This window comes from Halomonas halodenitrificans DSM 735, assembly GCF_000620045.1.
In the GTDB taxonomy this organism is placed as follows: domain Bacteria; phylum Pseudomonadota; class Gammaproteobacteria; order Pseudomonadales; family Halomonadaceae; genus Halomonas; species Halomonas halodenitrificans.
The window spans coordinates 93,680-118,993 of record NZ_KK211060.1 but is presented as its reverse complement, the minus strand read 5'-3'; the positions used below and the strand labels follow the sequence as shown (position 1 = coordinate 118,993).

General features: G+C 61.2%; 24 protein-coding genes and 1 pseudogene. 13 read left to right on the top strand and 12 right to left on the bottom strand.

What is annotated here, in order from left to right; all coding sequences use genetic code 11:
• Positions 1-600 (top strand): ISAs1 family transposase (locus Q358_RS0116195; protein ID WP_027962917.1); only part of this gene is annotated, 600 nt, incomplete at its 5' end.
• Between the two features lie 6 nt (positions 601-606).
• Here Q358_RS0116195 and Q358_RS18480 read toward each other — a convergent pair.
• The gene (locus tag Q358_RS18480) at positions 607-1,326 is read right to left on the bottom strand and encodes an IS110 family RNA-guided transposase (RefSeq protein WP_211248353.1); all 720 of its coding nucleotides are present in this window, start codon (positions 1,324-1,326) and stop codon (positions 607-609) included.
• A 247-nt stretch (positions 1,327-1,573) separates the two neighbouring features.
• Between Q358_RS18480 and Q358_RS18475 the strand changes: the two genes are divergently transcribed.
• The 8 genes from Q358_RS18475 (at position 1,574) to Q358_RS17875 (ending at position 11,570) form a co-directional block, all read left to right on the top strand.
• The gene (locus Q358_RS18475) at positions 1,574-2,812 is read left to right on the top strand and encodes a glycosyltransferase family 4 protein (RefSeq protein WP_084286619.1); all 1,239 of its coding nucleotides are present in this window, start codon (positions 1,574-1,576) and stop codon (positions 2,810-2,812) included.
• Positions 2,805-4,073, top strand: a complete 1,269-nt coding sequence (locus Q358_RS18765; protein WP_156940961.1) for an O-antigen ligase family protein — start codon at positions 2,805-2,807, stop codon at positions 4,071-4,073. Before Q358_RS18475 ends, Q358_RS18765 begins: the two co-directional genes overlap by 8 nt.
• Positions 4,074-4,076: 3 nt before the next feature.
• Entirely contained in the window at positions 4,077-5,174 is a 1,098-nt protein-coding gene (locus Q358_RS18470) for a glycosyltransferase family 4 protein (RefSeq protein ID WP_084286618.1), read from the top strand.
• On the top strand, positions 5,174-6,295 hold the full coding sequence (locus Q358_RS17880) for a glycosyltransferase family 4 protein (RefSeq protein WP_043488641.1): 1,122 nt from the start codon (positions 5,174-5,176) through the stop codon (positions 6,293-6,295). Before Q358_RS18470 ends, Q358_RS17880 begins: the two co-directional genes overlap by 1 nt.
• Positions 6,296-6,298: 3 nt before the next feature.
• Entirely contained in the window at positions 6,299-7,711 is a 1,413-nt protein-coding gene (locus Q358_RS0116170) for a mannose-1-phosphate guanylyltransferase/mannose-6-phosphate isomerase (protein WP_084286617.1), read from the top strand.
• A 29-nt stretch (positions 7,712-7,740) separates the two neighbouring features.
• Positions 7,741-9,135 carry an undecaprenyl-phosphate glucose phosphotransferase gene (locus Q358_RS18065; protein WP_084286616.1) on the top strand — a complete coding sequence of 465 codons (1,395 nt, stop codon included), beginning with the start codon at positions 7,741-7,743 and terminating at the stop codon, positions 9,133-9,135.
• An 8-nt stretch (positions 9,136-9,143) separates the two neighbouring features.
• Positions 9,144-10,157: a UDP-glucose 4-epimerase GalE gene (gene galE, locus Q358_RS0116160; RefSeq protein WP_027962911.1), complete on the top strand. Its 1,014-nt coding sequence runs from the start codon at positions 9,144-9,146 to the stop codon at positions 10,155-10,157.
• 102 nt (positions 10,158-10,259) lie between these two features.
• Positions 10,260-11,570, top strand: a complete 1,311-nt coding sequence (locus Q358_RS17875; RefSeq protein ID WP_084286615.1) for an O-antigen ligase family protein — start codon at positions 10,260-10,262, stop codon at positions 11,568-11,570.
• A 97-nt stretch (positions 11,571-11,667) separates the two neighbouring features.
• Here Q358_RS17875 and Q358_RS0116150 read toward each other — a convergent pair whose 3' ends face one another.
• From Q358_RS0116150 to pilB, 3 genes are all read right to left on the bottom strand, one after another.
• A complete protein-coding gene (locus Q358_RS0116150) occupies positions 11,668-12,522 on the bottom strand; it encodes a prepilin peptidase (RefSeq protein WP_027962910.1) in 855 nt (284 codons plus the stop codon).
• A 182-nt stretch (positions 12,523-12,704) separates the two neighbouring features.
• Positions 12,705-13,937: a type II secretion system F family protein gene (locus tag Q358_RS0116145; RefSeq protein WP_027962909.1), complete on the bottom strand. Its 1,233-nt coding sequence runs from the start codon at positions 13,935-13,937 to the stop codon at positions 12,705-12,707.
• A gap of 26 nt (positions 13,938-13,963) precedes the next feature.
• Positions 13,964-15,721 (bottom strand): type IV-A pilus assembly ATPase PilB, encoded by a 1,758-nt coding sequence (pilB, locus tag Q358_RS0116140; protein ID WP_027962908.1) that lies wholly within the window; start codon positions 15,719-15,721, stop codon positions 13,964-13,966.
• Positions 15,722-15,950: 229 nt separating this feature from the next.
• On the opposite strand from pilB, the pseudogene Q358_RS19145 reads away from it, so the two are divergent.
• Positions 15,951-16,065: pseudogene (locus Q358_RS19145) on the top strand (prepilin-type N-terminal cleavage/methylation domain-containing protein); the annotation flags it as partial.
• Between the two features lie 243 nt (positions 16,066-16,308).
• Here the strand turns inward: Q358_RS19145 and Q358_RS0116130 are convergent.
• Positions 16,309-17,091, bottom strand: coding sequence for a PAS domain-containing protein (locus Q358_RS0116130; protein WP_027962907.1), 783 nt, complete (start codon positions 17,089-17,091; stop codon positions 16,309-16,311).
• A gap of 266 nt (positions 17,092-17,357) precedes the next feature.
• On the opposite strand from Q358_RS0116130, the gene Q358_RS17865 reads away from it, so the two are divergent.
• Complete coding sequence (locus Q358_RS17865; RefSeq protein ID WP_051530484.1) at positions 17,358-17,786, top strand: phasin family protein; 429 nt, start codon at positions 17,358-17,360, stop codon at positions 17,784-17,786.
• 80 nt (positions 17,787-17,866) lie between these two features.
• On the opposite strand, the gene Q358_RS0116120 is transcribed toward Q358_RS17865, so the two are convergent.
• Genes Q358_RS0116120 through Q358_RS0116105 form a run of 4 tightly spaced genes read right to left on the bottom strand, consistent with a single transcriptional unit; the run spans position 17,867 to position 21,372 of the window.
• Complete coding sequence (locus Q358_RS0116120) at positions 17,867-19,006, bottom strand: hypothetical protein (protein WP_027962906.1); 1,140 nt, start codon at positions 19,004-19,006, stop codon at positions 17,867-17,869.
• Positions 19,003-19,830, bottom strand: coding sequence for a hypothetical protein (locus tag Q358_RS0116115; RefSeq protein ID WP_027962905.1), 828 nt, complete (start codon positions 19,828-19,830; stop codon positions 19,003-19,005). Before Q358_RS0116115 ends, Q358_RS0116120 begins: the two co-directional genes overlap by 4 nt.
• Positions 19,827-20,489: a hypothetical protein gene (locus Q358_RS0116110; protein WP_027962904.1), complete on the bottom strand. Its 663-nt coding sequence runs from the start codon at positions 20,487-20,489 to the stop codon at positions 19,827-19,829. Before Q358_RS0116110 ends, Q358_RS0116115 begins: the two co-directional genes overlap by 4 nt.
• Before the next feature lie 49 nt (positions 20,490-20,538).
• On the bottom strand, positions 20,539-21,372 hold the full coding sequence (locus Q358_RS0116105) for a hypothetical protein (protein ID WP_027962903.1): 834 nt from the start codon (positions 21,370-21,372) through the stop codon (positions 20,539-20,541).
• A gap of 130 nt (positions 21,373-21,502) precedes the next feature.
• On the opposite strand from Q358_RS0116105, the gene Q358_RS17860 reads away from it, so the two are divergent.
• Both Q358_RS17860 and Q358_RS0116095 read left to right on the top strand, forming a co-directional pair.
• Positions 21,503-22,924, top strand: a complete 1,422-nt coding sequence (locus Q358_RS17860) for an MBL fold metallo-hydrolase RNA specificity domain-containing protein (protein ID WP_043488638.1) — start codon at positions 21,503-21,505, stop codon at positions 22,922-22,924.
• Between the two features lie 51 nt (positions 22,925-22,975).
• A complete protein-coding gene (locus Q358_RS0116095; RefSeq protein WP_027962902.1) occupies positions 22,976-23,386 on the top strand; it encodes an SRPBCC family protein in 411 nt (136 codons plus the stop codon).
• A gap of 27 nt (positions 23,387-23,413) precedes the next feature.
• Here Q358_RS0116095 and Q358_RS0116090 read toward each other — a convergent pair whose 3' ends face one another.
• The 3 genes from Q358_RS0116090 to coaE are packed head-to-tail and all read right to left on the bottom strand — an operon-like array spanning position 23,414 to position 25,196.
• Positions 23,414-24,307, bottom strand: a complete 894-nt coding sequence (locus Q358_RS0116090; protein ID WP_027962901.1) for a hypothetical protein — start codon at positions 24,305-24,307, stop codon at positions 23,414-23,416.
• Complete coding sequence (gene yacG, locus Q358_RS0116085; protein WP_027962900.1) at positions 24,304-24,531, bottom strand: DNA gyrase inhibitor YacG; 228 nt, start codon at positions 24,529-24,531, stop codon at positions 24,304-24,306. Before yacG ends, Q358_RS0116090 begins: the two co-directional genes overlap by 4 nt.
• 32 nt (positions 24,532-24,563) lie before the next feature.
• Positions 24,564-25,196, bottom strand: coding sequence for a dephospho-CoA kinase (coaE, locus tag Q358_RS0116080; protein WP_084286614.1), 633 nt, complete (start codon positions 25,194-25,196; stop codon positions 24,564-24,566).
• Between the last annotated feature and the right edge of the window lie 118 nt (positions 25,197-25,314).

The following is a 25,314-nucleotide window of genomic DNA, read 5'->3' as shown; positions in this document are numbered from 1 at the left end:
ATGGGCTGCCAGAAAAAGATCGCCACTCAGGTCCTGCAGAAGGGCGCCGATTACCTGCTATCGGTAAAGGGGAATCAGCCGGCCTTGGCTGACGCCTTCGAGACGGCATTCCCGATAACCAAGGTGGCGAACTTTGCGGGTGACTCGTACATCACGGATGAAAAGAACCGCGGTCGGCAAGAGTCGCGCTATCACATCGTGAGTGAGCTTACTGAAGAGTTTCAAGAGCTTAGCTACGAATGGCCGGGCTTGAAAACGGTAGGTGTGGTGATGAGTTTTCGCCAAGAGGGCGATGAGGCTCCTGAAGAGCCGATGATCCGCTATTACATCAGTTCAGCCGAATTGACCGCCAAGAAGCTCGCCGAAGCAGCTCGGCAGCACTGGCATATTGAGGCCAAGCTCCACTGGTCTTTGGATGTGGCGCTTCGTGAAGATGCCTGCAAAATCCACCGCGGACAGGCGGCGGGAAATCTCGCCAGGGTCCGACATATTGCGCTGAATTACCTGAAAGGAGAGAAATCTTTCAAGGGCGGAATTCGGCGGAAACAAAAGAAAGCGGCATTGGTTGAGACATACCTTGCTGACATTCTCGCGGTCTGAAAGTTTTCATGCGTTTTCCCTGCCCAGTGCTCCGGCCAAGGCACTGGCAATTAAAGGGCCGACACCACGCAGTGTCATTAAACGCTTAGCAACAGGGTCACGCTGTACGCTTTCTGTAATCTGATCGGTAAGTTTTTGAACACGGTCATTGAGATAACGAAGATCTTCTGCAAGGTTACTCAGTAAGAGCCGGAAGGGGTAAGTAAGCCCATTACCTGCCTCTTCTAACCAGCAGGGTAAAGCTCGCCTTAACTGATGAATACCAACGGGTGCAATGATGCCGTATTCACCGACTAAACCTCGAATCTGGTTGGCCTTGGCTGTGCGTTGAGCAACTAGCTCTTCCCGAATTCGATGCATGGCCTGGATGTTCTGCTGTTCAACCGATTTTGGAGTGACAAAGCGCATGTTGGGGCGGCTCATAGCTTCGCAAATGGCTTCAGCATCAACTCGGTCATTCTTGTTACTTTTGACATAAGGCTTAACAAATTGCGCAGCAATCAAACGAACCTGATAGCCACGTTTTTGGAGTTCTCGCGCCCAGTGATGAGAAGAAGCACAGGCTTCCATGCCGATTTCAGCGTTGACGGGAACTTTTTTACTGATCGCATCCAGCCATTTGCTGCGTGAATACTTACCTTGCCAACAGGTTTTACCCTGACGGTCAGCACCATGAACATGGAACACAGACTTTGCAATATCAACACCGACACGGATAATAGTCATCTGGACTTCTCCTCATCGTTATGATGGTTTGTAGCCTACCTACTCACCATTTTGGCACATTGATGCCGATTAGGTGAGGAGGAGTCCATCCCATTGTTTTCCCTGGGTTGACAGATGCCGCAGGCGGCCTCATGCCTTTAATGACCCGACTCGACCCGACTCGACCCGACTCGACCCGACCCGAGCTTGATGAACTGTCAGGTGTTCCGAAGGATGGGGTCCACTCCATTGATGAGCGGTTTTCGCTATGAAGATTCTATTCCTGCACGCTTTAGCCGATCCCGAGAAGGGGGGTGGTGCCGAACAAACACTCTGGACCCTGATGCGTGGCCTGCGTGATGCCGGTCACGATTGCGTGTTGCTTGCCACCTCCGATACATCGGGTTTGAGGATGACAGAGCGTGAGGGAATTACGGTATGGGAAGCCGGCATCCGCAACGTGTATTGGCCGTATCACAAGAAGCGTCCTGCTGCTGCGACTCGGCTGCTATGGCATGCGCTGGACAGCTACAATCCGTGGATGCAGAGTTTTCTCAAACAGGTTGTCGCCGAGGAACAACCGGATGTCGCCTCGTTGCATAACCTGCCGGGTTGGTCATCTGCTAGCTGGACCACCTTGGTTGAATTAAATATTCCAATCGTGCAAGTGTTACATGATTCGTATTCAGTTTGTGTAAAGGCTACGATGCACCGTAATGGTAGAAATTGTACAAACCAATGTGCTGACTGCAGAATTTTCCGCCTTCCACATCGCGTTTTAAGTCAAAATGTAAAAGCAGTTGTTGGTGTAAGTCATTTTATTCTGGAGCGGCATTGTAATCTTGGTTATTTTGCCGGCGTGCCAATCCAGAGAGTGATTCATAATGCGCGCGACCCCATTGCGCTTGGAGTCAGTGCAATATCTGAAGAAAATTCGCATGATGGCTTGCGTTTTGGGTTTATTGGTAGCTTATACCCAGCAAAGGGTATTGAGATTTTGATAGAGGTGTTTTTATCCAGTGACTTGCCTGATGCTGAGCTTTTGGTTGCTGGTAGTGGTAAACACCATTATGAGTCATACTTGCATTTGAATGTCACAGATGAGCGTATACAGTTTATGGGCCGAGTGCCTCAGCGAGAATTCTATTCGAAAGTGGATGTGGTGGTAGTGCCGTCTACCTTGAATGAAGCGTTGGGTATGGTGGTTGCTGAAGCTCTCGCCTTCGGAAAGCCGGTTATCGGCGCGCGTCGTGGTGGTATCCCCGAGATGATTCAAGATGGTGAGAATGGACTCCTCTTTGAGCCGGATGTGCAAGGAGAGCTTGCCGAATGCCTGCAGCGCATGCATGGTGATTCAGCCCTGCGCGAGAAATTGAAAGCTAATGCGCAGCCAAGTAGTACTTCCTTTATGGACCTTGATGCATGGGTTGCTCGTTACGAGGCATTGTACGCTGAGGTCATTGAAGAAGGGTTCGAAAAGGCCGGTAGGAAGCGTTACAGTGCTTGAGCCAGGTAGCCATATCAAAGACGGCCTTCCACCAGACGTTAGGTTGCTTCAACTGAGGCTTGGCCCTATCGCATACTGGCTGGCGGCATTTTTTTTATGGTCGCTGGTTCTAGATTCACCATTTCGTTATGGTCTTTCGCTCGTAAACCTTGAGGTGCTAATCTATGTGCCCAAGTTGCTACTGTGTGTAGCAGTGGCTTTGCTGTTTCTACTAAGGCCTCAAGCTTCCCCTGCGGCCTGGTTGCTTAGCGGCTTAGCGGTATTGTATTTGTTCTGGGGTATGCTGAATCTAGACAACCCCTTGCAAGCGGTGTTTGGGTTTTGGGTAGTAGTACCTCTACTGTTCGGTTTGTGGATAGGTTCATTGGTCCAACTTTCCCACTTCTACCGTTTGTTCAGGGCTCTTTTTGTTGTCACTCTCTTAGGATTGTTCTTTGATCCACTGATTGCCTACCCGTGGAGTGGGCAAAGCATGACCATATTTGGAAGCAGTGTTGAGATTTCTCGTCAATGGAGTGCCTTTGGCATCGAGCGCTATGCCGGCTTTACGAGAGCCTCATTCAATACGGCATCACAACTGCTCATGTTTGGGATGGCGCTAGTTGTATCACTGGAGCGGCGGTGGTTGAAAGCCCTAGTCTGGCTTTTGGCGGGAGCCGGTATAGCAATGACAACGTCGAAGGGCCCATTCGGTGCATGGATGCTGCTATCAGTCTATTTTATTGGAGGTGCGATTTTACACTGGGCCAGGCTCTGGGTACAGCTGTGGCTTATATTGTTTGGGTTTATACTGATAGTGATGGTTGTGGTCCCATTATCTACGTTATGGATAAATTATGATCCTGGTTTGCAAAGAGCAGAAACTAACTTTTTCCTAGCTAGCTTTGGTGATAGATTAAATTGGATGTGGCCGGATTCTTTTCGGCTGCTGACCTTAGATGGCAATTATCACTGGTGGTTCGGGCGTGGTCTTGGCGGTGTTGGAGCTGCGCAAAAGCACTTTGAGCCTGACCATTATTTTGCTGCGGACAACCTTTTTGTGTATCTTTCTGTTTCGCTAGGTACTCTAGTGGCCATATTTTTAATTGTTGCCCTCTTTGTAAAGGTAGTGTTGGTTAGTTTGCAGCGAGATAGAGAGGCTTGGTTTTTACCGGTAATGCTGTTTGTTAGTAGCTATGGTGTTGTGACTAATATTGTTGAAAGCTCTTTGGTTGCTTTGTTTTTTGGTTTGGCTGCCTCTCATTTGAAAAATGGTTATTAATTTATGCGTGTCCTAATGGTTTCTGTCCGAGCTGATCATGGTGGCGGTCCGCGACATATTGAATTATTGATTAAAAACCTTGATAAATTAATTGAAGCTCATGTCGCTTGTCCACAAGAGCCACCTTATGCTGAGCGATTTAACCAGTTGGCACGCGGGAATGTGTTTTCTATTCCACATCGAAAATTCGACCTGTCCTGCGCGGTTAGGCTTTCTCGATATGTATTAAGAAAAGGTGTTGATATAGTTCATACGCATGGAAAAGGTGCCGGTGTATATGGGCGTTTTGTTTCACTTTTAACAGGTAAGCCATGTTTGCATACACCACATGGCGTACATGTTGGAAACTATAATGCTCTCTCGGAACGACTGTATCGTTTTTACGAAAATCTGACTATTCGCCTGGTTGATCGCCTGGTTTTTGTATCCAATGAAGAGTATAAAGTCGCACAAAAAAATCGACTATGGCCTAGAACGCCATATAAAGTCATCGAGAATGGTGTAGAAGATGTTTCTCACGAAGAGAGAATTTCTGAAAGGAGTGCCTTTCGTCAGTGCCTAGGTATCTCAAGTGAGGCTGTGGTGGTGACTACATTGAGCCGTTTCGACTTCCAGAAGAATATGCAGGAAGCTTTTCAGGTCGCTCAAGAGTTGCCTGAAGTGGTGTTTCTTTGGGTGGGGCACGGGAACGATTTTGCTGAGTTGAAGAAAAAAGCAGCTGAAGAAAAGGTCGAAAATTTAATTTTTTTGGGTGCCATGGATTCATCTACTCCAGCACTTGCAGCAGCGGACGTCTATTTTTCATCGGCTCGGTGGGAGGGACTTCCGCTTGCCGTTCTGGAGGCGATGGCGATGGGATTGCCGGTGGTGGCAAGTGATGTGACAGGGCACTTCGAAATAGTGGGAGAGTCGGGTGGTGGTGTGCTCTACCCGCTAGGTCGGCCGGGCCAAGCGGTAAAGAAGCTTAAACTACTGGTGGCTGATGAAGGCTTACGCCGGCAATTGGGTGACCGTGGTCGCAAGGTTCAACAGAAATGTTACTCATCAAAAGTGATGGCTCAAGAAGTTTGTAATATTTATCGAGAACTGGGGGGCGAGTGATGACCCGCGTCGCCATTGTCCACGACTGGCTAATCACATACGCTGGTGCTGAACGCGTTGTCGAGCAGATCCTTACCCTCTACCCCTCGGCCGATATCTTCTCGGTTGTCGACTTTTTGCCCGACGATCAGCGTGGCTTTGTGCAGGGCAAGAAGGCCCGGACCTCTTTCATCCAGAAGCTGCCTTTTGCCCAGAAGAAGTATCGGGGTTATTTGCCCTTGATGCCGTTGGCCATCGAACAGCTGGACGTGTCGGGCTATGACCTGGTGATCTCCAGCTCGCATGCGGTGGCCAAGGGGGTGATCACCGGGCCCAACCAGCTGCATATCTGTTATTGTCACTCGCCCATTCGCTATGCTTGGGACCTGCAGCATCAGTACCTTCGAGAGGCGGGGCTTACCAAGGGGCCCAAGAGCTGGCTGGCACGTTGGTCTCTGCACAAGATGCGGCTTTGGGACCTGCGCACCACCAACGGGGTCGATTATTTCGTTTCAAATAGCGATTACATCGGCCGGCGCATCAAAAAGGTCTATGGTCGAGAGGCAACGACCATCTACCCTAACGTGGCGGTGGAAGACTTCAGCGTCGTCGGTCAAAAGGATGACTTCTATGTGACCGCCTCACGCCTGGTGCCCTACAAGAAGGTGGACCTGATCGTCCGCGCCTTCGCCGGGATGCCCGACAAGCAACTAGTAGTGATCGGTGATGGGCCGCAAATGGAGAAGGTAAAGGCCGCGGCTACCCCTAATATCCAGGTGCTCGGCTATCAGCCCTTCGATGTGCTTAAGGACCATATGGCACGTGCCAGGGCGTTTGTGTTCGCTGCCGAAGAAGATTTCGGCATCATCCCCGTGGAGGCTCAGGCCTGCGGCACGCCGGTGATCGCGTACGGCAGGGGCGGCGCCTGGGAGACCGTAGTGGCAGGTGAGACGGGTGTATTCTTCGACGAGCAGAGCGAAGCCTCGCTGCAGGCTGCGGTCGGTCGGTTCGAGAGTGACTTCGCCTTCGAGCCTTGGCGAATACGTCAAAACGCCGAGCGCTTTTCGACGGCGGTGTTTCAGGAGCGCTTTAAGGCCTTCGTCGAGTCGCATTGCCAGGAATTTTTTGGTGCTTTGGAGTAACTCATGTCACAACCGCTTTGTCCGGTGATCATGGCCGGTGGTACGGGATCACGCTTGTGGCCGCTTTCGCGTCAACTCAATCCCAAGCAGTTTCTGCCACTGACCGGCAGTCGGTCGATGTTGCAGGCTACCATGGAGCGCCTCGACGGCATCCCGCATGCCGAGCCGATCCTGATCTGCAACGAGCAGCATCGCTTCCTGGCGGCAGAGCAATTGCGTCAACTGGGCAAGGCCCCGTCCATCTTGTTGGAACCGGTGGGGCGTAACACGGCGCCGGCCATCGGCCTGGCCGCGCTGCATGCCTTGGAACGTGAGGAGGACCCGGTGCTGCTGGTGCTGGCGGCGGATCACCTGATCCAGCGGATAGAAGCTTTTCATGAGGCAATCAATGCGGCGCTGCCCTTGGCAGAAGCGGGTCGGCTAGTGACCTTTGGCATCGTGCCCACCCAGGCTGAGACGGGGTATGGCTATATTCAGCGAGGTGCCAACCTGGGTGAGCAGGGCTTCGAGGTATCGCGTTTCGTTGAGAAACCCGATCACCAGACGGCCGAGGGCTACTTAACCAGCGGGGAGTTCTTCTGGAATAGCGGCATGTTCCTGTTCCGGGCCAGTCGCTATCTGGAAGAGCTGCAGCGCCATGCACCGGAGATATTGACGGCTTGTCGGCAGGCATTGGAAGAAGGGCAGCGAGATCTGGACTTCTTGCGGGTAGGTAAGGACGCCTTTGCGGCCTGCCCTGAAGACTCCATCGACTATGCAGTGATGGAGAAGACCGAGAGTGCCGCCATGGTCAGCCTGGATGCCGGCTGGAGCGATATCGGCTCCTGGTCGGCGCTGTGGGAGGTGAGCGACAAGGATGCCAACGACAACGTGCTGCGTGGTGATATTCTCGCTGAGGCCACCTCCCATACCCTGGTACAGGCCGAACATCGCCTGGTGGCAACGTTAGGGGTCGAAAACCTGGTGGTAGTTGAAACCAAGGATGCCGTGCTGGTGGCGCACAAGGATAAGGTGCAGGATGTCAAGCGGATCGTTGCCAGGCTAAAGGAGTCGGGGCGCAGCGAGCATTTCAACCACCGTGAAGTCTATCGCCCCTGGGGTGTCTACGACTCTGTGGACCAAGGCCATCGCTATCAGGTCAAGCGTATTACGGTCAAACCCGGCGCTAAGCTCTCGGTACAGATGCACCATCACCGCGCCGAGCACTGGGTCGTGGTCAGCGGCACGGCCAAGGTGACTGTGGGAGAGAAGAGCTATCTGGTCACCGAGAATGAGTCCACCTTTATCCCTATCGGCCAGGTGCATGCGTTGGAAAACCCGGGCCAGATTTCGCTGGAGCTGATCGAGGTCCAGTCGGGCTCCTACCTTGGCGAAGACGATATCGTGCGGTTCGAAGACCGGTATGGTCGACAATAGTCAGCGGTTCATCGGGTAAAGGTTTTGCAATGTCAAGTATTTCAACCAAGACACGCCAGATCAGCGGCTTCCAAGGCTATACTCATATACTGACGCGCAGTGCTGACCTGCTTATTGTCGTGCTGGCCGCTATGCTGGCGCATATCATGCGCTTCGGCACCTTGGGAATGTCCGAGCGATATGTGTGGGCGGTGACAGTTGGTGTGGTATTGGCGTCGATTATCCTGCCTAGCTTTCGACTCTATCAGTCTTGGCGAGGTAGGCTGCGTGCCGAGCTAATGGTGCGGTTGGCTGTTGCTTACCTGGTCATCGGTGCGGGGCTTACTGTTGTCGCCTTCTTTAGTGGAAGAAGCCTCGACTTTTCGCGGTTGTGGGTGTTCGGTTGGATGCTCAACGGTGCTTTGCTGTCCATCCTGGTACGCGCCATCGCCTATCCGGTGCTGAATAATCTGCGCGCGCGCGGTAAGAACCGTCGTCGCGTCCTGTTGGTCGGTGATGCGCATTCTTGTGCTACTGCCTATGCCCACCTGGAACGCGTGCCGTCGGCGGGCTTCGATGTCAATCGGATTCTGCTGGTCAGGGATGATGATCAGGATGAGCTCCAAGGTCGGCATCATCAGCGTTACTTCCCAGGAGTTTCTGTCGAGCATGAGGAGGAAGAGGTCTGGATCTGCCTTCCAGTATCGGAAGGTCGGACGGTACGCGAGATTCAGAATAACCTGAGTCTCTCAACCAGCAATGTGCGCTACATGCCGGATATGCATGATTTTCGCCTGATCAACCATAGCGTCTCGAACGTGGCCGATCTCTACCTGTTGGACTTGAGCTGCAGCCCCATGACAGGGTGGAGTCGCTTCCTTAAGGCCGGCGAGGATCGGCTGATCGCGGCCGTCATCCTGCTATTGATCAGTCCGGTTCTTTCTTTGGTAGCCATTGGTGTCAAGCTGACTTCTCCGGGACCTATCTTCTATCGCCAAGAACGGGTTGGCTGGAATGGTCAGCCCTTCGAGATGCTCAAGTTCCGCTCCATGCCGGTGGATGTCGAAAGAAATGGTGTGCATTGGGGAGGTGCGCAGGAAAAGCAAACGACCCGGTTCGGTGCTTTCATCCGGCGAACGAGCTTGGATGAGTTGCCTCAGTTCATTAATGTGCTCAAAGGAGATATGTCGATCGTAGGACCACGGCCTGAGCGCACGGTATTCGTGGATAAGTTCAAACATGAGATACCTGGTTATATGCAAAAGCATATGGTTAAGGCAGGGATTACAGGTTGGGCACAAATTAATGGCTGGCGGGGTGACACCGATCTTTCAAAGCGCATCGAATGCGACCTCTGGTATATTGAGAACTGGTCTCTGTGGCTGGATATCAAGGTTATCTGCTTGACTATCTTTAAAGGATTTATCAACAAGAACGCATATTGAGGAGCAAGATGGCAATCCTGGTAACCGGCGGCGCCGGCTATATCGGTTCCCATACCGTCGTCGAACTACTCGAGGCGGGTCTTGAGGTCGTCGTTATCGATAACCTCTGCAATGGTTCGCGGGAGGCGGTTCGTCGCGTGGAACGCATTACCGGCAAGCCGGTTCGCTTCGTCCAGTGTGACATCCGTGACCGCCAAGGGCTGGATGCGCTCTTTCGCGAGCATGCCATCGAGGCGGTGATCCACTTCGCCGGTCTGAAGGCGGTGGGGGAGAGCGTCGGCAAGCCGCTGGAATACTACGAGAACAATGTGTACGGCACCCTGGTGCTCTGCCAGGCCATGGAGGCGGTGGGCGTAAGACGCATGGTGTTCAGCTCCTCGGCGACGGTCTATGGCGCCGAGGCGCCGGTACCCTATGTGGAAACCACAACCCGCGGCACCACCTCCAATCCCTACGGTACCTCCAAGGCGATGGTGGAGACGCTGCTCGAGGACCTGGTGGTGGCCGATAAGCGCTGGTCGGTGGCACTGCTGCGCTACTTCAATCCCATTGGCGCCCACCCTTCGGGGCTTATCGGTGAGGATCCTCAAGGGATTCCCAATAATCTGATGCCGTTTATCGCCCAGGTAGCGGTAGGGCGCCGCGATGAGCTGACGATTTTCGGCAGTGACTATCCCACGACGGATGGCACCTGTGAGCGGGACTATCTGCATGTGGTGGATCTTGCCGTGGGGCATCTCAAGGCTCTGAAGGCGGTAGAGGCTCCGGGCGTCTCCATTTATAACCTGGGCACCGGCCAGGGCGTTTCGGTGCTCGAGATGGTGGGCAGCTTTACGCGGGTGACCGGGGTTGAGGTGCCGTATCGTTTTGGGGATCGCCGCCCGGGCGACCTGCCGGCATTCTGGGCCGATGCGTCGAAGGCCGCGCAGGAGCTAGGCTGGTCTGCCGAAAAGAGTCTCGACGAGATGATGGCCGATACCTGGCGCTGGCAGTCGGCCAATCCACAAGGCTACGCCGAGTAGCGCAGATTGATCCATGGCGTGTGATAGAATGGCCGGCCTTGCGCCGGCCATTTCTGTTTTCTGGCCCACCGAATTACCGACTGCCTGACCTTGGCCCCCTCCATGATCACGCCTACTGACTCCGCCTCGCCTGTGTCACCCGCATCGATTCACCGATCCTCTCCGGTCCAGCTCTACAACGGCCTCGCCGTCTTCCTGTTGGGGGCGATTGCCCTGGTGGTGCCCAGTGGCTACTCACTGGGTGCCGTGATGCTGCTGCTGGGCAGCGTGGTGCTGGTGATCAAGCGGCCGACGCTGGGCCTGGATCGCCGTGATCTCGCCATCATGTCGGTTCTGGCCCTCTATGCGGTGATACGCATCGCCGCGGCATGGTGGGATGGGCAGGGCTGGCCGGGTGTCGACAAGCCCTCTCGCTTCATGCTGGCGATTCCGGCCATGCTGTTGGTCATGGCCTACCCGCCGCGCCTGAGTTGGCTCTGGGCTGGCCTGGCCATCGGCGCTATAGGGGCCGGCAGCTGGGCCGGCTGGCAGAAGCTGGTGGCCGGCGTGGATCGTGCGACGGGCTATACCTACGTGATCCAGTTCGGCAATCTGAGCATGCTCATGGGCATTCTCTGCCTGGCCGGGCTGGGGTGGGCCTATGTGCAGCGCCAGCGTCATGCCTGGTTGGGGTTGATGGCGGCGGGAGCGCTGCTCGGTGTCCTGGGCTCGCTGTTCTCCGGTAGCCGTGGCGGTTGGGTGGGTATTCCCTTCGTCCTGCTGGTGCTCTATCGGGGCTATGGGCGCCATCTCTCACTCAAGCTCAAGATTACCGCCCTGGCCGTTGTGGTCGGCGGTGGTGCGCTGATGTATGCCCTGCCGCAGACCGGAGTGCAGCCGCGGGTCCTCAAGGCGTTCGATGATATCGAGCGTTATGCTTCCGGGGAGAGCCGCACCAGTTCACTCGGCGCGCGCTTCGAGATGTGGAAGGGCGCTACCCACCTGGTCATGGAGAAGCCGCTGACCGGCTGGGGCGACAACGGGTATCGCCGAGGCATGCGAGCCCTGGGGGACGAAGATATCGTGCATCCCAGGGTGGCGAAGAAATATGGTCACCCGCACAACGAGTTTCTCAACGAGCTGGCCAAGCGGGGCGTGTTCGGCCTGGTGGCACTGCTGGCCCTCTATCTGATTCCGATGCGTCTGTTTGGTCGGCAGATGGCGGATCGGAACCTCGAGCGGCGAAGCCTGGCGATCGCCGGGGTGCTGCTGTCGGTAGCCTATATCGATTTTGGCCTATCCCAGGCATTTCTTGCCCACAATAGCGGCACCATGATGTTCGCCTTCCTGCTGGCGGTGCTGTGGGGCCTGTTGCGTGGACATGGGGGCGCGGGACAGCAGGTGTCGGACAATCCCGGTAGGGCGCCTGCATAGAGGTTTACCAAAAGCGCTGTCGCATTCCCTGGAAGCCGCCGTCTCGAGAGATCGAGGCGGCGGCTTTCGTGTTAAAAAAGACCGGTTCAGACGTGCCCTACACCAGAAAGAACTGGCCATACAGCGCCATCAGCGGTTCGCCGCCGAGCAGGACGATCCAGCCGGCAAGAGCGAGATAGGGCCCGAAGGGCAGGGGGGCGCCGCGTAGTCTGGGCACGGCGAGCTGAATCAGGATGCCCAGCAGCGCGCCGCTACCGGCGGAGAGGATCAGCAGCAGCGGCAGGTATTGCCAACCCACCCAGGCGCCCAGGGCGGCGAGCAGCTTGAAATCGCCATGGCCCATGCCCTCCCGGCCGGTCACAAGCTTGAAGACCCAGTAGACGCTCCATAGGGTGAGGTAGCCCGTCATGGCGCCGATCACCGCACTGGGCAGCATCAGCGGCTGGAACAGCAGCTGATAGAGCAGGCCTGTCCACAGAAGTGGCAGGGTCAGCACATCGGGGAGCAGCTGGGTGCGCAGGTCGATCACCGCCATGGCGAGCAGTGAAAGGCAGGCCCCGAGCACGAAGAGCCCCTGCCAGCTGGTGCCGAACAGCGCCACCACGGCCACGGCCAGCACGCCGCCAACCAGCTCGATCAATGGATACTGGGGGCTGATGCGCCCGGCGCAGCTGGCACAGCGCCCCCGGCGCCTGAGCCAGCCGAGCAACGGGATATTATCCTGCCAGGCGATGGGAGCCTCGCAGCGCGGGCATAGTGAGCGCGGCGTCAGCAGGTTGAAGGGTTCCTGGTGCTCCTCGGGGAGCTCCAGGGCCTCGCGGGCCTCGGCCCGCCAGCCAAGCATCAGCATGACCGGCAGGCGGGTGATCACCACGTTGAGGAAGCTGCCCAGACACAGGCCGATCAGGGCCGCCAGGGGGTAGAGAAGGGGGAGTGGGAGATCCAGCAAGATGTTGTCCTGATTGGTGAGTGAAGGCTCGTGACGGCGTGCCCGGCAGGAAAGGGACAGGGAAGGGGACAGTCCCCCGACAGGAAAGGGGACGGTCCCCCAACCCCCGGGGACAGTCCCCACAGCTGGGACAGTCCCCGGCTGGCAGGAAAGGGGACAGTCCCCACAGCTGGGACAGTCCCCCGCTAGAGTACCGAGCCGAGTTCGAAGATCGGCAGGTACATGGAGATGACCAGGCCGCCGACGAGGACGCCGAGTACCACCATGATAAAGGGCTCGAGCAGCGAGGTCAGGGTGTCGACCCGATTGTCGACCTCTTCCTCGTAGTAGTCGGCCACGCGGTTGAGCATGGCGTCGAGCGAGCCGGCCTCCTCGCCGATGCCGACCATCTGTACCGCCAGGGGCGGGAAGCGTTCGGTCATGCGCATGGCGAAGTGGAGTTGCTGGCCGGTGGCCACGTTCTCGCGAACCTCCCCCACGGCGCGCTCGTAGACCCGGTTGCCGGTGGCGCCGGCGGCGGTATCTAGCGCCTCTATCAGCGGCACACCGGCGGCGAAGGTGGTGGCCAGCGTGCGTGAATAGCGCGCCACGGCGGCCTTGTCCAGGATCTGGCCGATCACCGGGAGCCGCAATGATACGGCGTGCAGGCGGTAGGCAAAGCGCCCCGAGCCCTTGAGGCCCTGGCGGATACACAGTCCCAGCACGACCATGCCCAGCAGGCCCCACCACCAGTATTGCTGAGCGAACGCCGAGAGGGTGAGGGTCATGCGGGTCATCGCCGGTAGCTCGGCGCCGAAACCGTGAAACAGGCTCTCGAACTGCGGCACCACCTTGATCAGCAGCAGGGCGGTGACGCCGAGGCCCACGACCACCACGGCGGTGGGATACCATAGCGCCTTCTTGACTCGGGCCTTGAGCGATTCGACCTTTTCCTTGTAGGTGGCCACGCGGTCGAGCATCTGGTCCAGCGAACCGGACTGCTCGCCGGCCGCCACCAGGTTACAGAACAGGCCGTCGAAATGCCGGGGATGACGCTGCATGGCCTCGGAGAAACTGGCACCGGCGCCAACGTCGCTGATCAGCTCCTGCACCAGGGCGTTCATGGCGGGCTTCTTCATGCTCTCCGCCACCACCTGAAAGGCCTGCAGGATGGGCACACCGGCGCGGATCATGGTGGCCATCTGGCGGGCGAACAGCATGATATCCCGCGGCGTGATGCGCCCCATGCCGCCCCCGACCCGGCCCCGCCGCCGAATGCTGCTTACCGTGATGCGTTGGTTGCGCAGCAGGGTCTCGACCTCCTGGCGTGAGCCGGCCACCAGGTTGCCCCTGACGCGCTGGCCCTGGGTATTCTTGCCGACCCAGCCCCAGCGCGATTGGGTGACGGGTCTCGCCGGGTAGCGCTTGGGGACGGCCATGCTCTCTCCTCCTTTCCCTCCCTGGGCTATACCATGATGACGCGATTGATCTCGGCCAGGCTGGTCAGCCCGGCACCCACGCACGCGAGGCCGCTGTGGCGCAGGTCGGGATACCCCTCCCGGCGCGCCTGCTGGTCGAAATCCAGGGCGCTGCCGTTGCGCAGGATCAGCTCGACCATGGCGGAGCTGATCGGTACGACCTCGTAGATCCCGATGCGCCCCGCGAAGCCCTTGGTGCAGCGTCCACAGCCTACCGGCGTGTAGAGGGTCAGCTCATCGATCTGCGCTTCGCTAAAGCCTTCTTCCCGCAGCGTCTCGGGCGGCAGCCGGGTCGGCTGCTTGCAGTGTGAACACAGGCGGCGGGCCAGGCGCTGGGCAATCACCAGGCTGAGTGAGCTGGCGATATTGAAGGGCGCCAGGCCCATGTTAGCCAGGCGGGTCAGGGTCTCGGCGGCCGAATTGGTGTGGACGGTGGAGAGCACCAGGTGGCCGGTCTGGGAGGCCTTGACCGCGATTTCGGCGGTCTCCAGGTCGCGAATCTCGCCCACCATCACGGTGTCGGGGTCCTGGCGCAGGAAGGCCCGCAGGGCGCTGGGAAAGTCGAGCCCCACCTTGGGCATGATATTGACCTGGTTGACCCCGGGCACCTTGATCTCGACCGGGTCCTCGGCGGTGCAGATATTGCGCTCCTCCTGGTTGAGCATGGCGATGCCGGTATAGAGGGTGACCGTCTTGCCGCTGCCGGTGGGGCCGGTGACCAGGATCATGCCCTGGGGCCGGTACAGGGCATGCTCGAACAGGGCGCGCTGCTGGGCGGCGAAGCCGAGCCTCTCGATGCCCAGCGTGGCCGAGGCGGGGTCCAGGAGGCGCAGCACGATCTTTTCCCCGTAGACGGTAGGCAGCGAGTTGACGCGAAAGTCGGTGGAGTGAGTGCTGGAGGTGCGCAGCTTGATGGCGCCATCCTGGGGCAGACGGCGTTCGGAGATATCCAGCCGTGCCATCACCTTGATCCGCGCCAGGATGCGGCTGCGCATGCTGAAGGGCGGGGTGGCCACGTCATGGAGGATGCCATCGACGCGCAGGCGCACCCGAAAGCGGGTCTCGTAGGGCTCGAGGTGGATATCCGAGGCGCCACGCTCGATGGCATCCATCAGGATCTTGTTGACGAACTTGATGATGGGGCCATCCTCGCGGGTCGCCGCCATCTCGCCCTGCAGATTGACCTCGCTGCCTTCGCTCTCCTCATGCTCCAGTTGGCCCAGTGCCTCGTCGGCGCCCTCCAGTTCCTCCAGCAGGCGACTGCGGCTATTGTTCAGCAGATACTGTTCCAGAAGCGCCTGTAGTTGGTCCTGGGGCGCCAGGAAACCTTCCGGCGTCAGCCCGGTGGCGAACTGCAACTCATCCAGTCCGACCAGGGTGGCGGGGTAAGGCACCGCCACCAGCAGGCGGTTGGCCGCCTGTTTCAGCGGCAGTACCTGCAGCCGGCGCAACAGCTCTTCGGGAAAGGCATCCGCCGGGGGCAGGGCGTCCTGGCGCCAGGCCTCCAGGTCCAGGGCCGGAATGCCGTACTCCCATGCCGCCGAGACGCAGGCCAGGCGTGGGGGAACGAGCCCGTTCTCCACCACATGCTGCATCAGCGAGATCTGCACCTCATGCGCTTCCTGCTCGGCGTGCCGTGCGGCGGCGGCGGTCATCAGGCCGTCTTCCACGAGCCGGTGCGTCAGGCCACCCAGGCGGGTGTCGGGCGTTGCTGGTGAGAAGCGTGCCCTGGGTAGTTCGTCCATCGAGCCTCATACCTCGATAGCCGTCGGATACCGACATTCTAGTCGGGTTTCCCCGGTCATGGGCCTGCCGGGTATGACGTTTCAATGGAGGAGGACGGCTAATTTCACCCTACAGCGGTCGAGGGCCTGGTGTATGTTTCAGTAGGGGAACATGGAGGGCCTGAGCTCGGAAACGCGCTGTGGACTCGGCGCGTTACAGCGCCCCGTAGAGAGGTGACTCACAATGAACATGACAAGGGCACAGCACGGCTTTACGCTGATCGAACTGCTGATCGTGGTGGCGATCATCGGCATCCTGGCGGCCATTGCCATTCCGCAATATCAGAATTATACCGACAGGTCGCAGGATGCGGCCTGTCTAGCGGATGCGCGCTCTTACGCCTCTGCCATTGCGACGGAGCGTGTCGATGGGGCGGGCACCCCAGGTCTGAATGCTGTCTTTGGGGCGAGTTATGCCGACCCCTGTACGCTGACCATCGGCCAGGACGCCAACGGGGATGATGCCGTCCAGTTTACCTCCTTCGCCGATGGTACCGTTGAGAGCGTGGCCATCGGGGTGAGCGACTAGGGTGATATAAGCGCCAAGGCTATCCCTCGAGCGAAAAAGGCGTCTCGAGGGGAGTCGCCACCGCCAGCATCGGGGGGCTCGCCTCGCTTTCGCCGCTTTCGCCGGCCATTGGCTGCAGATACAGCCGTATGCCGAGTGGCTTGCCGTGCCGGGTCAACGCCAGGCATTGGCTGGCCGCCCGGCGATTCGCCAGCGCCGCCTGTAACTCACGCACCGCCGGGTCCTTGTGCGCGCTCAGCAGGGGCAGAGGGTGGCCCTCGAGCGCGTCCCGAGGGGTTTCCAACAGCTGGCACAACACCGGGTTGCAGAGGCGTATCGGGTAGTCCCGCCGGGTGGTGTCGAGCAGCGCGACCCCGACCGGCATCGCCTCCACCAGGCGGCGGGTGGCCGGCGAGATGGCGTTTTCCGGCGGTGCGTCGGGCTGTTCGAGTATCACGTAGACGCCCGTCACATGGCGGCCATAGGCCACCGGCAGCAGATGGAGACGGGCCTGCTGGCGCTGGCCGTCCAGGGTGTTGATGATGACCTCGCATCGGCCGGGGCGACCGGCGACCGCCTGCTGGAAGTGGCGCTCCACCTGGGCGGCATCGTCGGACTCCAGGAAACGGGAGAAATGCAGTCCCTGGCCTTCATTTTCATCCAGGTTGGCGAAGCGCCCCGCGGCGGGGTTGGCGTGGCGGAAGCGCCCCTGGGGGTCGAGCTCGAAGATGGCATGGGGATGGTGCAGGAACAGCGACCTGGCGCGGCTTTGCATCAGCTGCTGGTAGTGGTCATGGCCGTTGTCGTGGGACGCGTCGGTCATGTGGACCTCCTGGCGATGGCGACATGCTGGGCTTGAGTATGGCGCCTGGCCGTCGAATTATCCCGTCTTCTGCGGGGCGGGCGTGTCGGAAAGCGAGGCGAGGGTCGAATCGATAGCGAGGCGGCATGTTGCAACGCACAAAAATGCCTGCTATTGTGCAATGCAACAGAGCGGGACCTCCAGAGGGGAGAACCCGTTCATGGCAGCAGGGCGGGATTTCCAGACGAGAGACCCCGTTCACAGCAACTGAACCAGGAGGTTCCAAGATGACCAACGCATTCGCATTCGACACCAAGCAGTTCGATACCGCCCAGATCGATTCGCTGTTCTTTGCCCCGGCCCGCGCCTTCGCCGCCCTGTCCGTGGACTACACCGAGAAGCTGGTCAACGCCCAGATCGAAGCCACCCAGGCCTACGCCGACGTCAACCTGGCGCAGCTGCGTCGCCTGACCGAGGTCAAGGACGTCGAAGGCCTCAAGGGCTACTTCGAAGGCCAGCAGGACGTCGCCAAGCAGCTGACCGAGCGCCTGAAGGGCGACGCCGAGAAGGCGGTGGCCCTGCAGCAGGAGTTCGTGCAGGAGAGCCAGAAGCTGACCGAAGGCAGCGTCAAGCAGGCCCAGGAAAGCGCCGAGAAGGCAACGGCTTCCGCTACCAGCAAGTCCGGCAAGGAAGCGTCCGCCAAGGGCGGCAAGTAAGCTCGACCCGCGTCTTTCGCGCCGCCGCCAGGGGCGCGAAAAGCAGGCCGCCGATACGCTATCGGCGGCCTGCTGTCGTTCTAGTCGCCGGACTTCCGGGTCGGCGGCGTATCGGCGTCATCCGGTTCCGCCGCCGCCTGCCTGCCGGCGCGTCTCAGGCGCCGGCAGAGCCAGGGGTAGCCGCCGTCCAGCAGCCGCAGCATGAACACGAACAGGCCGGTGATCGCCAGGGGCAGGATGACCTGCATGCTGGGTTCGTTGATCAGCACGTCCCAGGGGCGGGGAGCCATGCGATCGCGGCTGCGATCACCGTAACGGGTGATGGACAGGGCGCGCCCATTGGCATGGCAGGAGAGCTCCATGCCGTGACCATTCATGATGCGACCCTCGATGGAGAACAGACAGGTCAGCAGTGCCGGTTCAGGGTCCTGGTTCATCGAACCGAGGACTTTCAGCGTATCGCCCAGGTGCAGCGGCGTCTGCATCAGCGTATAGGCGCGTTCGAAGAGCAGCCGGCGCCCCATGACCCTGGCCTCGCCGCCACGCAGCAGCGGCGGTGACTGGGCAATGCCGCTGAAATAGGGGTCACCGCCGATCTTTCCGCGTCCCTGCAGGCTGCCGTTGATCGGTAGGTCCCCGATGCTGGCTTCCAGGGTGATCCGCTGCAGCGCCTGTACTCCCTGGGAGGAAGCACATTGGGTGCTCAGGCTACCGTCCTCGAGCACCGTCAGCGGGCGAAGCACCACGGCAGGCGTGGTGTCGCGCTGAGAGATATCGAGTCCATCGACGGTGATCCAGAGGGACCCGACACCCTGGCGACGCAGGGTCACCTCGGCATGGGGGCCGATCTCCAGGCAGCCGCTGAAGGGCTCAGGCGTCGGCCCCGGGGCGTCCATGGTCGTCTCCGCTGTCGTGAGAATCACCGGCATGTCGGGGTCGGGCAGCGTTTCGGCTCGCCTCACAAGGGTGGCATTCTCGATAAACCAGCTGGCCGCGGCATTTTCCTGGGTAGTCAGCCGCAGGACTTCGCTGTTGGCGTTGATATAGAAGGCATAAGGGCGCTCCAGCGCGCCGGTGAGTAGCTGCAGGATCAACGGCAAGGCGGCCAGGGTAGCGGCCAGGGCCAGCAATATCTGGCCGATGGGCCTGTCGGCCAGTTGACTGCCCAGCAGGACGGCCGGCAGGCCGCGTCCGCCGCGTGGCGTGGGTGCGCCGCTCACAGCCGGATTTCCACCGGCACCGCCGCCGCCACATTACCGCCGCGCCGCAGGATAATGGAGGGTGACTTGGCGGCGTCGTCGAGAACCAGGGCGCCATACTTGGCCAGGCCATCGCGGTTGAGCTCGCAGGCGGTGTCATAGGCGATGCGCGGCGACACCTCGAGAGGCGCACAGCGGACACCTTGCTGCTGGTGATTGCCGCGGTTGTTTTCCAGCCACACCGCCAGCAGCGCCTCCAGCCGGCTGGCGTTTACCAGCACGCTGACGGACTGGGGCGGCGCCGCGTAGGGTTGCCAGCCGGCAACCAGCACGGCCTCTCGCGGCGTGGCGGGGCGGCAGTCGATCTTGAGCTCGGCGAGCACCGCCAGGCGATAAGGCGGCGGTGTCTCGGCGTACCGGATATAGTAGTCGGGCTCGCTCGTCATGAAGTCGGCGCGCAGCACCGTATCAGCCTCGAGAGGCGAGGCTAGCCGTGGGTCGCCCTCCAGCGGCACTTCCAGCTGACTGACGTATTGACCATCGCGGGAGTTGAGCGAGATGCACAGGCGCTTGCCCCGTGTATCCAGCCGCTCGGGCATCCAGATGTAGAGATGCTGGCTGTCGTCCTGGCCGTCGGGGTCGCCGCTGGGCCGTGCCATCACTCCCTTGAGCGTGTTGCCGGAGACATCGACCGCCGGCTCATACCCCTCGTTGAGGATGGTGGCGGCCAGCACTACACTCTCCGGCGATGCGGCCGGCTGGGCGTCGGCATGGCTGAGCAGCGTTAATCCGCCCAGCAGCATGCCACCGAGCCTCGAGGCGCGTCCCGCGGCCAGGCCGGTCATGACAGACGAATCCTGAAGGGAAGAGCGGCGCGGTTGCCGCCCGCATGGTCATCATTGGCGGTGGATCCGGTGATGGCGCAGTTCAGTGACCCCATCAGGTCGACGCCGCCAAGTTCGGTCAGCGTCAGGTGGCAGTTGTAGTGTCCCCTTTTCAGCTGCAGGCGCCAGCCGCCACGCGTCAATTGCCCCATGATGGGGCCATTCATATTGGCGCTGTTGAAATACCCGCTTACCTGATCCGTGTCGGTGTCGATGGCGAGGTCCGTCAGCATCAATTCACGCCATACATGGTAGGTGTAGGCCTGGGGCTGACTGGGGTCCATGGGTTCGATCAGTTCCACGGCCAGGAAATCCCGCTCCTTGAGCAGCTGGCGAAGGCCGGCGGTATGCAGGCGTTCGTCGTCGCCGCTGAAGGCGGCTTCCAGCGCCATGCTGCGCAACACGGGATCGTCATCCTTCATGACCTCTTCCATGACGGCGAGGCGCACCGAGGCGCTCTCGTCGGCAAGTAGATTGCGTACCTGGTCGAGCAGGGCGGCGCGTTCCTGGGCGGCCTCGAAGCGATTCTGATCGAAGGCCGGGGCGGGAGTGGCGTTAAGCGTCAGCGCCAGGGCGAGAGGCAGTGTCGGCAAGAGGGCGGCAAATGGCTTGGGAAGCATGGGCATCTCCTGGTTACGGTCGTGATGTTGTTATTGTGTTTCGGCGCCGCTAGGGGCCCGAGGTATGACCGACCCGCACATAGCCATCATGGGTCTGCCACCAGGGTCGCCCCTTGACCTTGCCCCGCAACTCGATGCGCTGCCCGACGCTCAGCCGGCGAACGGTCCTGGAGAAGGGGGTGGGGGTTTCGTGTACCACCGTCGGGGTCGTTATCACCACTCGCCCGTGGCGCGCTTCAAGCGGGAGATCGGAGGAGGGGATACGCCCCTCGTCCCCCGGGAAGAAGTCCTGGATTCGGCGGTTCAAGGCGTCCTGTCGGTAGGCGCGAATCGTGCCCTGGAAGGTGGTCAGCACCATGCCGACCGGGCGGCCATCCAGCATCAGTCGCGAGCCGCTGATGCCTTCGAAGGCCTCGCCGCTGGGGGTGAGCATCGTGACTTCGACATGCCGCGAGTCGAGGGCGCTGAAGCGTACCGCATAGGATTCGATGCCGCCGGTGGGGCGCACTCTCAGCAGCGTGCCCTGACGGCCCAGGCGCACCGCCTCCTCCAGGCGCTCGTCCAGGGGCTCGCTACGCCGCCAGCTCGAACCGCAGGTCATGCGCCCGGCGGCATCGACGCGGATCACGGCGATATCGTCACCGTAGTCGGTCAGGTGCTGCGCCGGCGCCCGGGCGCGTTCGGCGTTGGTCACGGTGAGTCCCACGCCACCCAGTCCCACCACGTGTTGCGGCGTGATGGCGAAGCATTCACCGCTACGGGCACGCAGCATGCCCTGACCTTGTGTCGCCCCGCTGACCAGCACACCCTCCGCGGCCCATGAGGCGTCGGCCGCTGGTGTCAGCAGCAGACCGGCCAGCACCGCACGCAGGATTGGGCGCATCTCTCGCCTCCGACATCACGCTTTTAAATCTTCACATTTTTTAACATAGCGTAGACAGCTTATCGGCGGCCTGCTGCATTGTGTGTGGCCGCCTACACTGTCGTTACCATATCGGCAGGGGGCCCCGGCCATGCGCGAGTATCCCCAGGTTTCCCATCATGGCGGCGCCGCCGGCGTGACCGGCAGCTGCCATCGCCTGCGGCTCAGTGATGACCGGGCCCTACTGGTCGACTGTGGCCTGTTCCAGGGCCAGGACGCCGATCATGCCGACGGCTTCGGGCAGCTCAGGGTGACATTCCCCGTCGAGGATGTGCTGGCGCTCGTGGTCACACACGTGCATATCGACCATATCGGCCGGCTGCCCTACCTGCTGGCGGCGGGGTATGCGGGGCCGATTCTGTGCTCGCTGCCCACGGCGCGGCTGTTGCCGCTGGTCATCGAGGACGCCCTGAAGATCGGGTTTACCCGCGACCGGGGGCTGATCGAGCGTTTCCTGGCCGAGGTGGCGGGGCGGCTGGTGGCGTTGCCTTACCGCGCCTGGCATACCCTGGTAGACGATTCGCGCCACCGGGTGCGGGTCAAGCTGCAGCGGGCGGGGCATATCCTGGGTTCCTGCTATGTGGAGGTGGATGTGCTGGCCCGTGACGGCGGCGCCTCGGGGCGCACGATCTTCTCCGGCGATCTGGGGGCGCCTTATGCGCCGCTGCTGTCGGCGCCCCGGGCGCCCTGGGGGTGCGATACCCTGGTGCTGGAAAGCACCTACGGCGATCGCCGCCACGAGGCTCGCCGCCACCGCCGCGCCAGGCTCGAGGCGGCCATCGACCGGGCGCTTGCCAACGGCGGCACGGTGGTGATCCCGGCCTTCAGCATCGGCCGTACCCAGGAGCTGCTCTACGAGCTGGAGACGCTGATCCACCGAGCCACGGACCGGCGCTGGCGCGATCTCGAGATCATCGTGGACTCCCCCCTGGCGGCCCGCTTTACCGCGGTATACCGCGAACTCAAGCCCTGGTGGGACGCCGAGGCCCACGCGCGGCTACGTGGCGGCCGGCATCCGCTGAGCTTCGCGAACCTGTATACCGTTAGCTCGCATGAGGAGCATGAGCGCACGGTGGCCTATCTGGCCGAGAGCCATCGCCCGGCGGTGGTGGTGGCGGCCAGCGGCATGGTCAGTGGCGGACGGGTGGTCAACTACCTCAAGCGCATGCTCGGCGACCCCCGCCACGGCGTGCTGTTTACCGGCTACCAGGGCGCCGGCACGCCGGGGCGCGATATCCAGCGCTACGGACCCCGGGGCGGCTGGGTGGCGCTGGACGGCGAGCGCATCGATATTCGCGCCCGGGTCGAGACCGTTTCGGGCTATTCGGCCCACGCCGATGCCCATGATCTGTTGAACTTCGTGCGCCGCATGCGCCATCCCCCGCGCCATGTCCGGCTCGTCCACGGCGAGCGCCACGCCCAGCAGGCGCTGCGGGAGACGCTGCTGGCCTGGGCGGCGGAGAAGGGGCATGGGATGGACGTCACCCTGGGGGCGGATTTCCCCAACGCCTGAGGTAGCTGCGATAATCGAGGCCTTCGTGAACCGTGTTGCAGGGAGCAAGCCATGGCCACCATCGAACACAGCGCGATTCTCGCCGCGTCGCCGGAACGGGTCTTCGCCCTGCTGGAGCGGGTGGAGGACTTTGCCGACTACTCCGACCTGATCCACAGCATCGAGTCGCTGGGAGATGAGCGCTTCCGCTGGCACGTCCATGCGGTGGGACGCGACTGGCACTTCGATGTGGCGATCACCGAGCGACAAGCCCCCGAGGCCCTGGCCTGGGAATCGCTGGACGGCGTGGAGAATCAGGGCCGCTACCACCTGCGCCCGGTGGACGCCGGCACCGAGGTCAGCCTCACCCTGACCTATCGGCTGGGCAGCAAGCTGCTGGAGAAGGCCGTCAACAAGGCCGCCACGCCGCTGGTCAACCGAGTGAGCCGCCAGATCCTGGAGCGGGTGGAGCAGCGGTTGTGAACATCCGGCGCGTCGAGGCTTGCGCCCCTACCGATAGCGATAGACCCTCAGGCTGGGCAGGAAGGGCGCTTCCTCGAGTCTTTCGTCCCGCCGACGGGCACGGGTGCGCGTCTCGGGCGGCTGCAGCGGCGGCAGGTTGTGGTCGGGTAGCCGGCCGTCGGGCGTGGGGATGAACAGCGGCAGGGCGACGTTCATGGCGCGGCGGGTGCGCCCGTCTTCCAGCGGTTCCCGATAGAAGAGGTTGGCGCGCATCAGCGGCGCCTGACGCTGCACCTGGGCCAGGGGCTCGCCGCCGGGCAGGCCGGCGAGCTTGCGCAGCTGAATGCGGATATGCGCCGCCTCGCTGTCCAGGGCCAGCAGCTTCTGCTCGGCCTCCTGCACCGTCAACTTCTTGATCGACCGGCCGCTCGAGTACCAGGCCAGGCGCGCCCGCGCCAGCGGGGCCTCGCTGGTCGGAATGGCGCGCCAGCATTGCTTGAGGTGCACCCTCGCCAGGCCCTCGCCGCGCAGGTGGTCGTGCAGGGCCGGGTGGCGGAAGGGCAGCACCGCCTTGGCCTCGGGGATCAGCGCCGGGGCCTGGTCGCGAATCCTGGCGGTCAGGGCGGCGAACGCCGCCTTGGCCGTATTGGCCGCCGCCACGGCCTCCATCACCGCGTCACTGGCCGCCACCAGGCCGATATAGGCGCGGGTGGCCCGGCCATCCTGGCCATCCTGATACCAGACATCCTGGAGCGCATGGCGCAGCCATGCCTCGGCCCGCGCCTGATCCACCGGCTCGGGCTCGCCGAAGATCCAGCAGGGGCCCGGGGCGCGGGCATAGGCCTCGGCCACGGCGGCGGTGGCCTCGATCAGGGCATCGAAGGCGGCTTCCAGCTCGGCCAGCAGCCGATACTCGGGACGCTGGGCGTGCGGCGTGGTCATTCGTCCTGGAGGCCGCGTTCGGCCCGCATGACCATCTCGTCGATGTCGGTCTCGTCCATGGCCGGCTCACCGGCGATGCGGTGGGTGCCGTCGGCCCAGGCGCCGAGATCGATCAGCCGGCAGCGCTTGCTGCAGAAGGGACGGTAGGGATGGTCCTCGCGCCACTCGACCTTCTTGTAGCACTGGGGGCAGGCGACTTCCAGGGGGCGGTGTGACTGGCTCATGGGACTCCGGAAAAATCTGGTGGATATTGGGGTCAGACCCCGTCCGTTTGGGGTCTGACCCCAGGGGTTAGGCCGCGATATTGTCGGTCGAGCTCGGCGACCCGGCGGCGCATCGCGGCCTCGCTGCCGCCATTATCCAGCACGTCGTCGGCGCGGGCCAGGCGTTCGTGGCGGGGCATCTGGGCGGCGACGATGGCGCGGGCCTGGGCCTCATCCACGGTATCGCGGGCGGCGGTGCGTGCGACCTGCAGGGCCTCGGGCACGTCGATCACCAGTGCCCGGTCGACCATCGCACTTTGCCCGGACTCGAACAGCAGCGGCGAGACCAGCAGGCCATAGGGCGCGCCGGAGGCCTGGATGCGCGCCAGATGCTCGACCAGGCGATCCCGGATGCGCGGATGGGTGACCGATTCCAGCCAGCGCCGCTCGGCCTCGTCGGCGAAGACGATGTCGCGCAGGGCGCGGCGGTCCAGGGTGCCATCGGCATTGAGCACCCGCTCGCCATGGCGCTCGGCGATCTCGGCCAGGGCCGGCTCCCCGGGCATCACCACCTCGCGGGCGACGTCGTCGGCGTCGACCCAGGGCGCACCCAGCGCCGCGAAGGCCCGGGCCACGGTGGACTTCCCCGAGGCGATCCCGCCGGTCAGGCCGATGATCAGGGCCATGCTGGGCCTCCTTGGTCGTGGTAGCGGCGATAGCCGTTTCGAAAACTCTAGCCCGAATAGCCTACCATTCCTGGCTCGTGCCCTGGCAGGTTAGGCCATCCTGCGGCATGGTAGAGAT

Bases quoted from the DNA above. Each gene is read 5' to 3' on its own strand.
- Q358_RS18480 (WP_211248353.1), bottom strand. From the start codon at position 1,326: ATGACTATTATCCGTGTCGGTGTTGATATTGCAAAGTCTGTGTTCCAT.
- Q358_RS0116095 (WP_027962902.1), top strand. From the start codon at position 22,976: ATGGCCACCATCGAACACAGCGCGATTCTCGCCGCGTCGCCGGAACGG.
- Q358_RS0116090 (WP_027962901.1), bottom strand. From the start codon at position 24,307: ATGACCACGCCGCACGCCCAGCGTCCCGAGTATCGGCTGCTGGCCGAG.
- galE (WP_027962911.1), top strand. From the start codon at position 9,144: ATGGCAATCCTGGTAACCGGCGGCGCCGGCTATATCGGTTCCCATACC.
- Q358_RS18470 (WP_084286618.1), top strand. From the start codon at position 4,077: ATGCGTGTCCTAATGGTTTCTGTCCGAGCTGATCATGGTGGCGGTCCG.
- Q358_RS0116105 (WP_027962903.1), bottom strand. From the start codon at position 21,372: ATGCGCCCAATCCTGCGTGCGGTGCTGGCCGGTCTGCTGCTGACACCA.
- yacG (WP_027962900.1), bottom strand. From the start codon at position 24,531: ATGAGCCAGTCACACCGCCCCCTGGAAGTCGCCTGCCCCCAGTGCTAC.
- pilB (WP_027962908.1), bottom strand. From the start codon at position 15,721: ATGGACGAACTACCCAGGGCACGCTTCTCACCAGCAACGCCCGACACC.
- Q358_RS0116145 (WP_027962909.1), bottom strand. From the start codon at position 13,937: ATGGCCGTCCCCAAGCGCTACCCGGCGAGACCCGTCACCCAATCGCGC.
- coaE (WP_084286614.1), bottom strand. From the start codon at position 25,196: ATGGCCCTGATCATCGGCCTGACCGGCGGGATCGCCTCGGGGAAGTCC.
- Q358_RS0116110 (WP_027962904.1), bottom strand. From the start codon at position 20,489: ATGCTTCCCAAGCCATTTGCCGCCCTCTTGCCGACACTGCCTCTCGCC.
- Q358_RS0116115 (WP_027962905.1), bottom strand. From the start codon at position 19,830: ATGACCGGCCTGGCCGCGGGACGCGCCTCGAGGCTCGGTGGCATGCTG.
- Q358_RS18475 (WP_084286619.1), top strand. From the start codon at position 1,574: ATGAAGATTCTATTCCTGCACGCTTTAGCCGATCCCGAGAAGGGGGGT.
- Q358_RS17860 (WP_043488638.1), top strand. From the start codon at position 21,503: ATGCGCGAGTATCCCCAGGTTTCCCATCATGGCGGCGCCGCCGGCGTG.
- Q358_RS0116130 (WP_027962907.1), bottom strand. From the start codon at position 17,091: ATGACCGACGCGTCCCACGACAACGGCCATGACCACTACCAGCAGCTG.
- Q358_RS17875 (WP_084286615.1), top strand. From the start codon at position 10,260: ATGATCACGCCTACTGACTCCGCCTCGCCTGTGTCACCCGCATCGATT.
- Q358_RS17865 (WP_051530484.1), top strand. From the start codon at position 17,358: ATGACCAACGCATTCGCATTCGACACCAAGCAGTTCGATACCGCCCAG.
- Q358_RS17880 (WP_043488641.1), top strand. From the start codon at position 5,174: ATGACCCGCGTCGCCATTGTCCACGACTGGCTAATCACATACGCTGGT.
- Q358_RS0116170 (WP_084286617.1), top strand. From the start codon at position 6,299: ATGTCACAACCGCTTTGTCCGGTGATCATGGCCGGTGGTACGGGATCA.
- Q358_RS18065 (WP_084286616.1), top strand. From the start codon at position 7,741: ATGTCAAGTATTTCAACCAAGACACGCCAGATCAGCGGCTTCCAAGGC.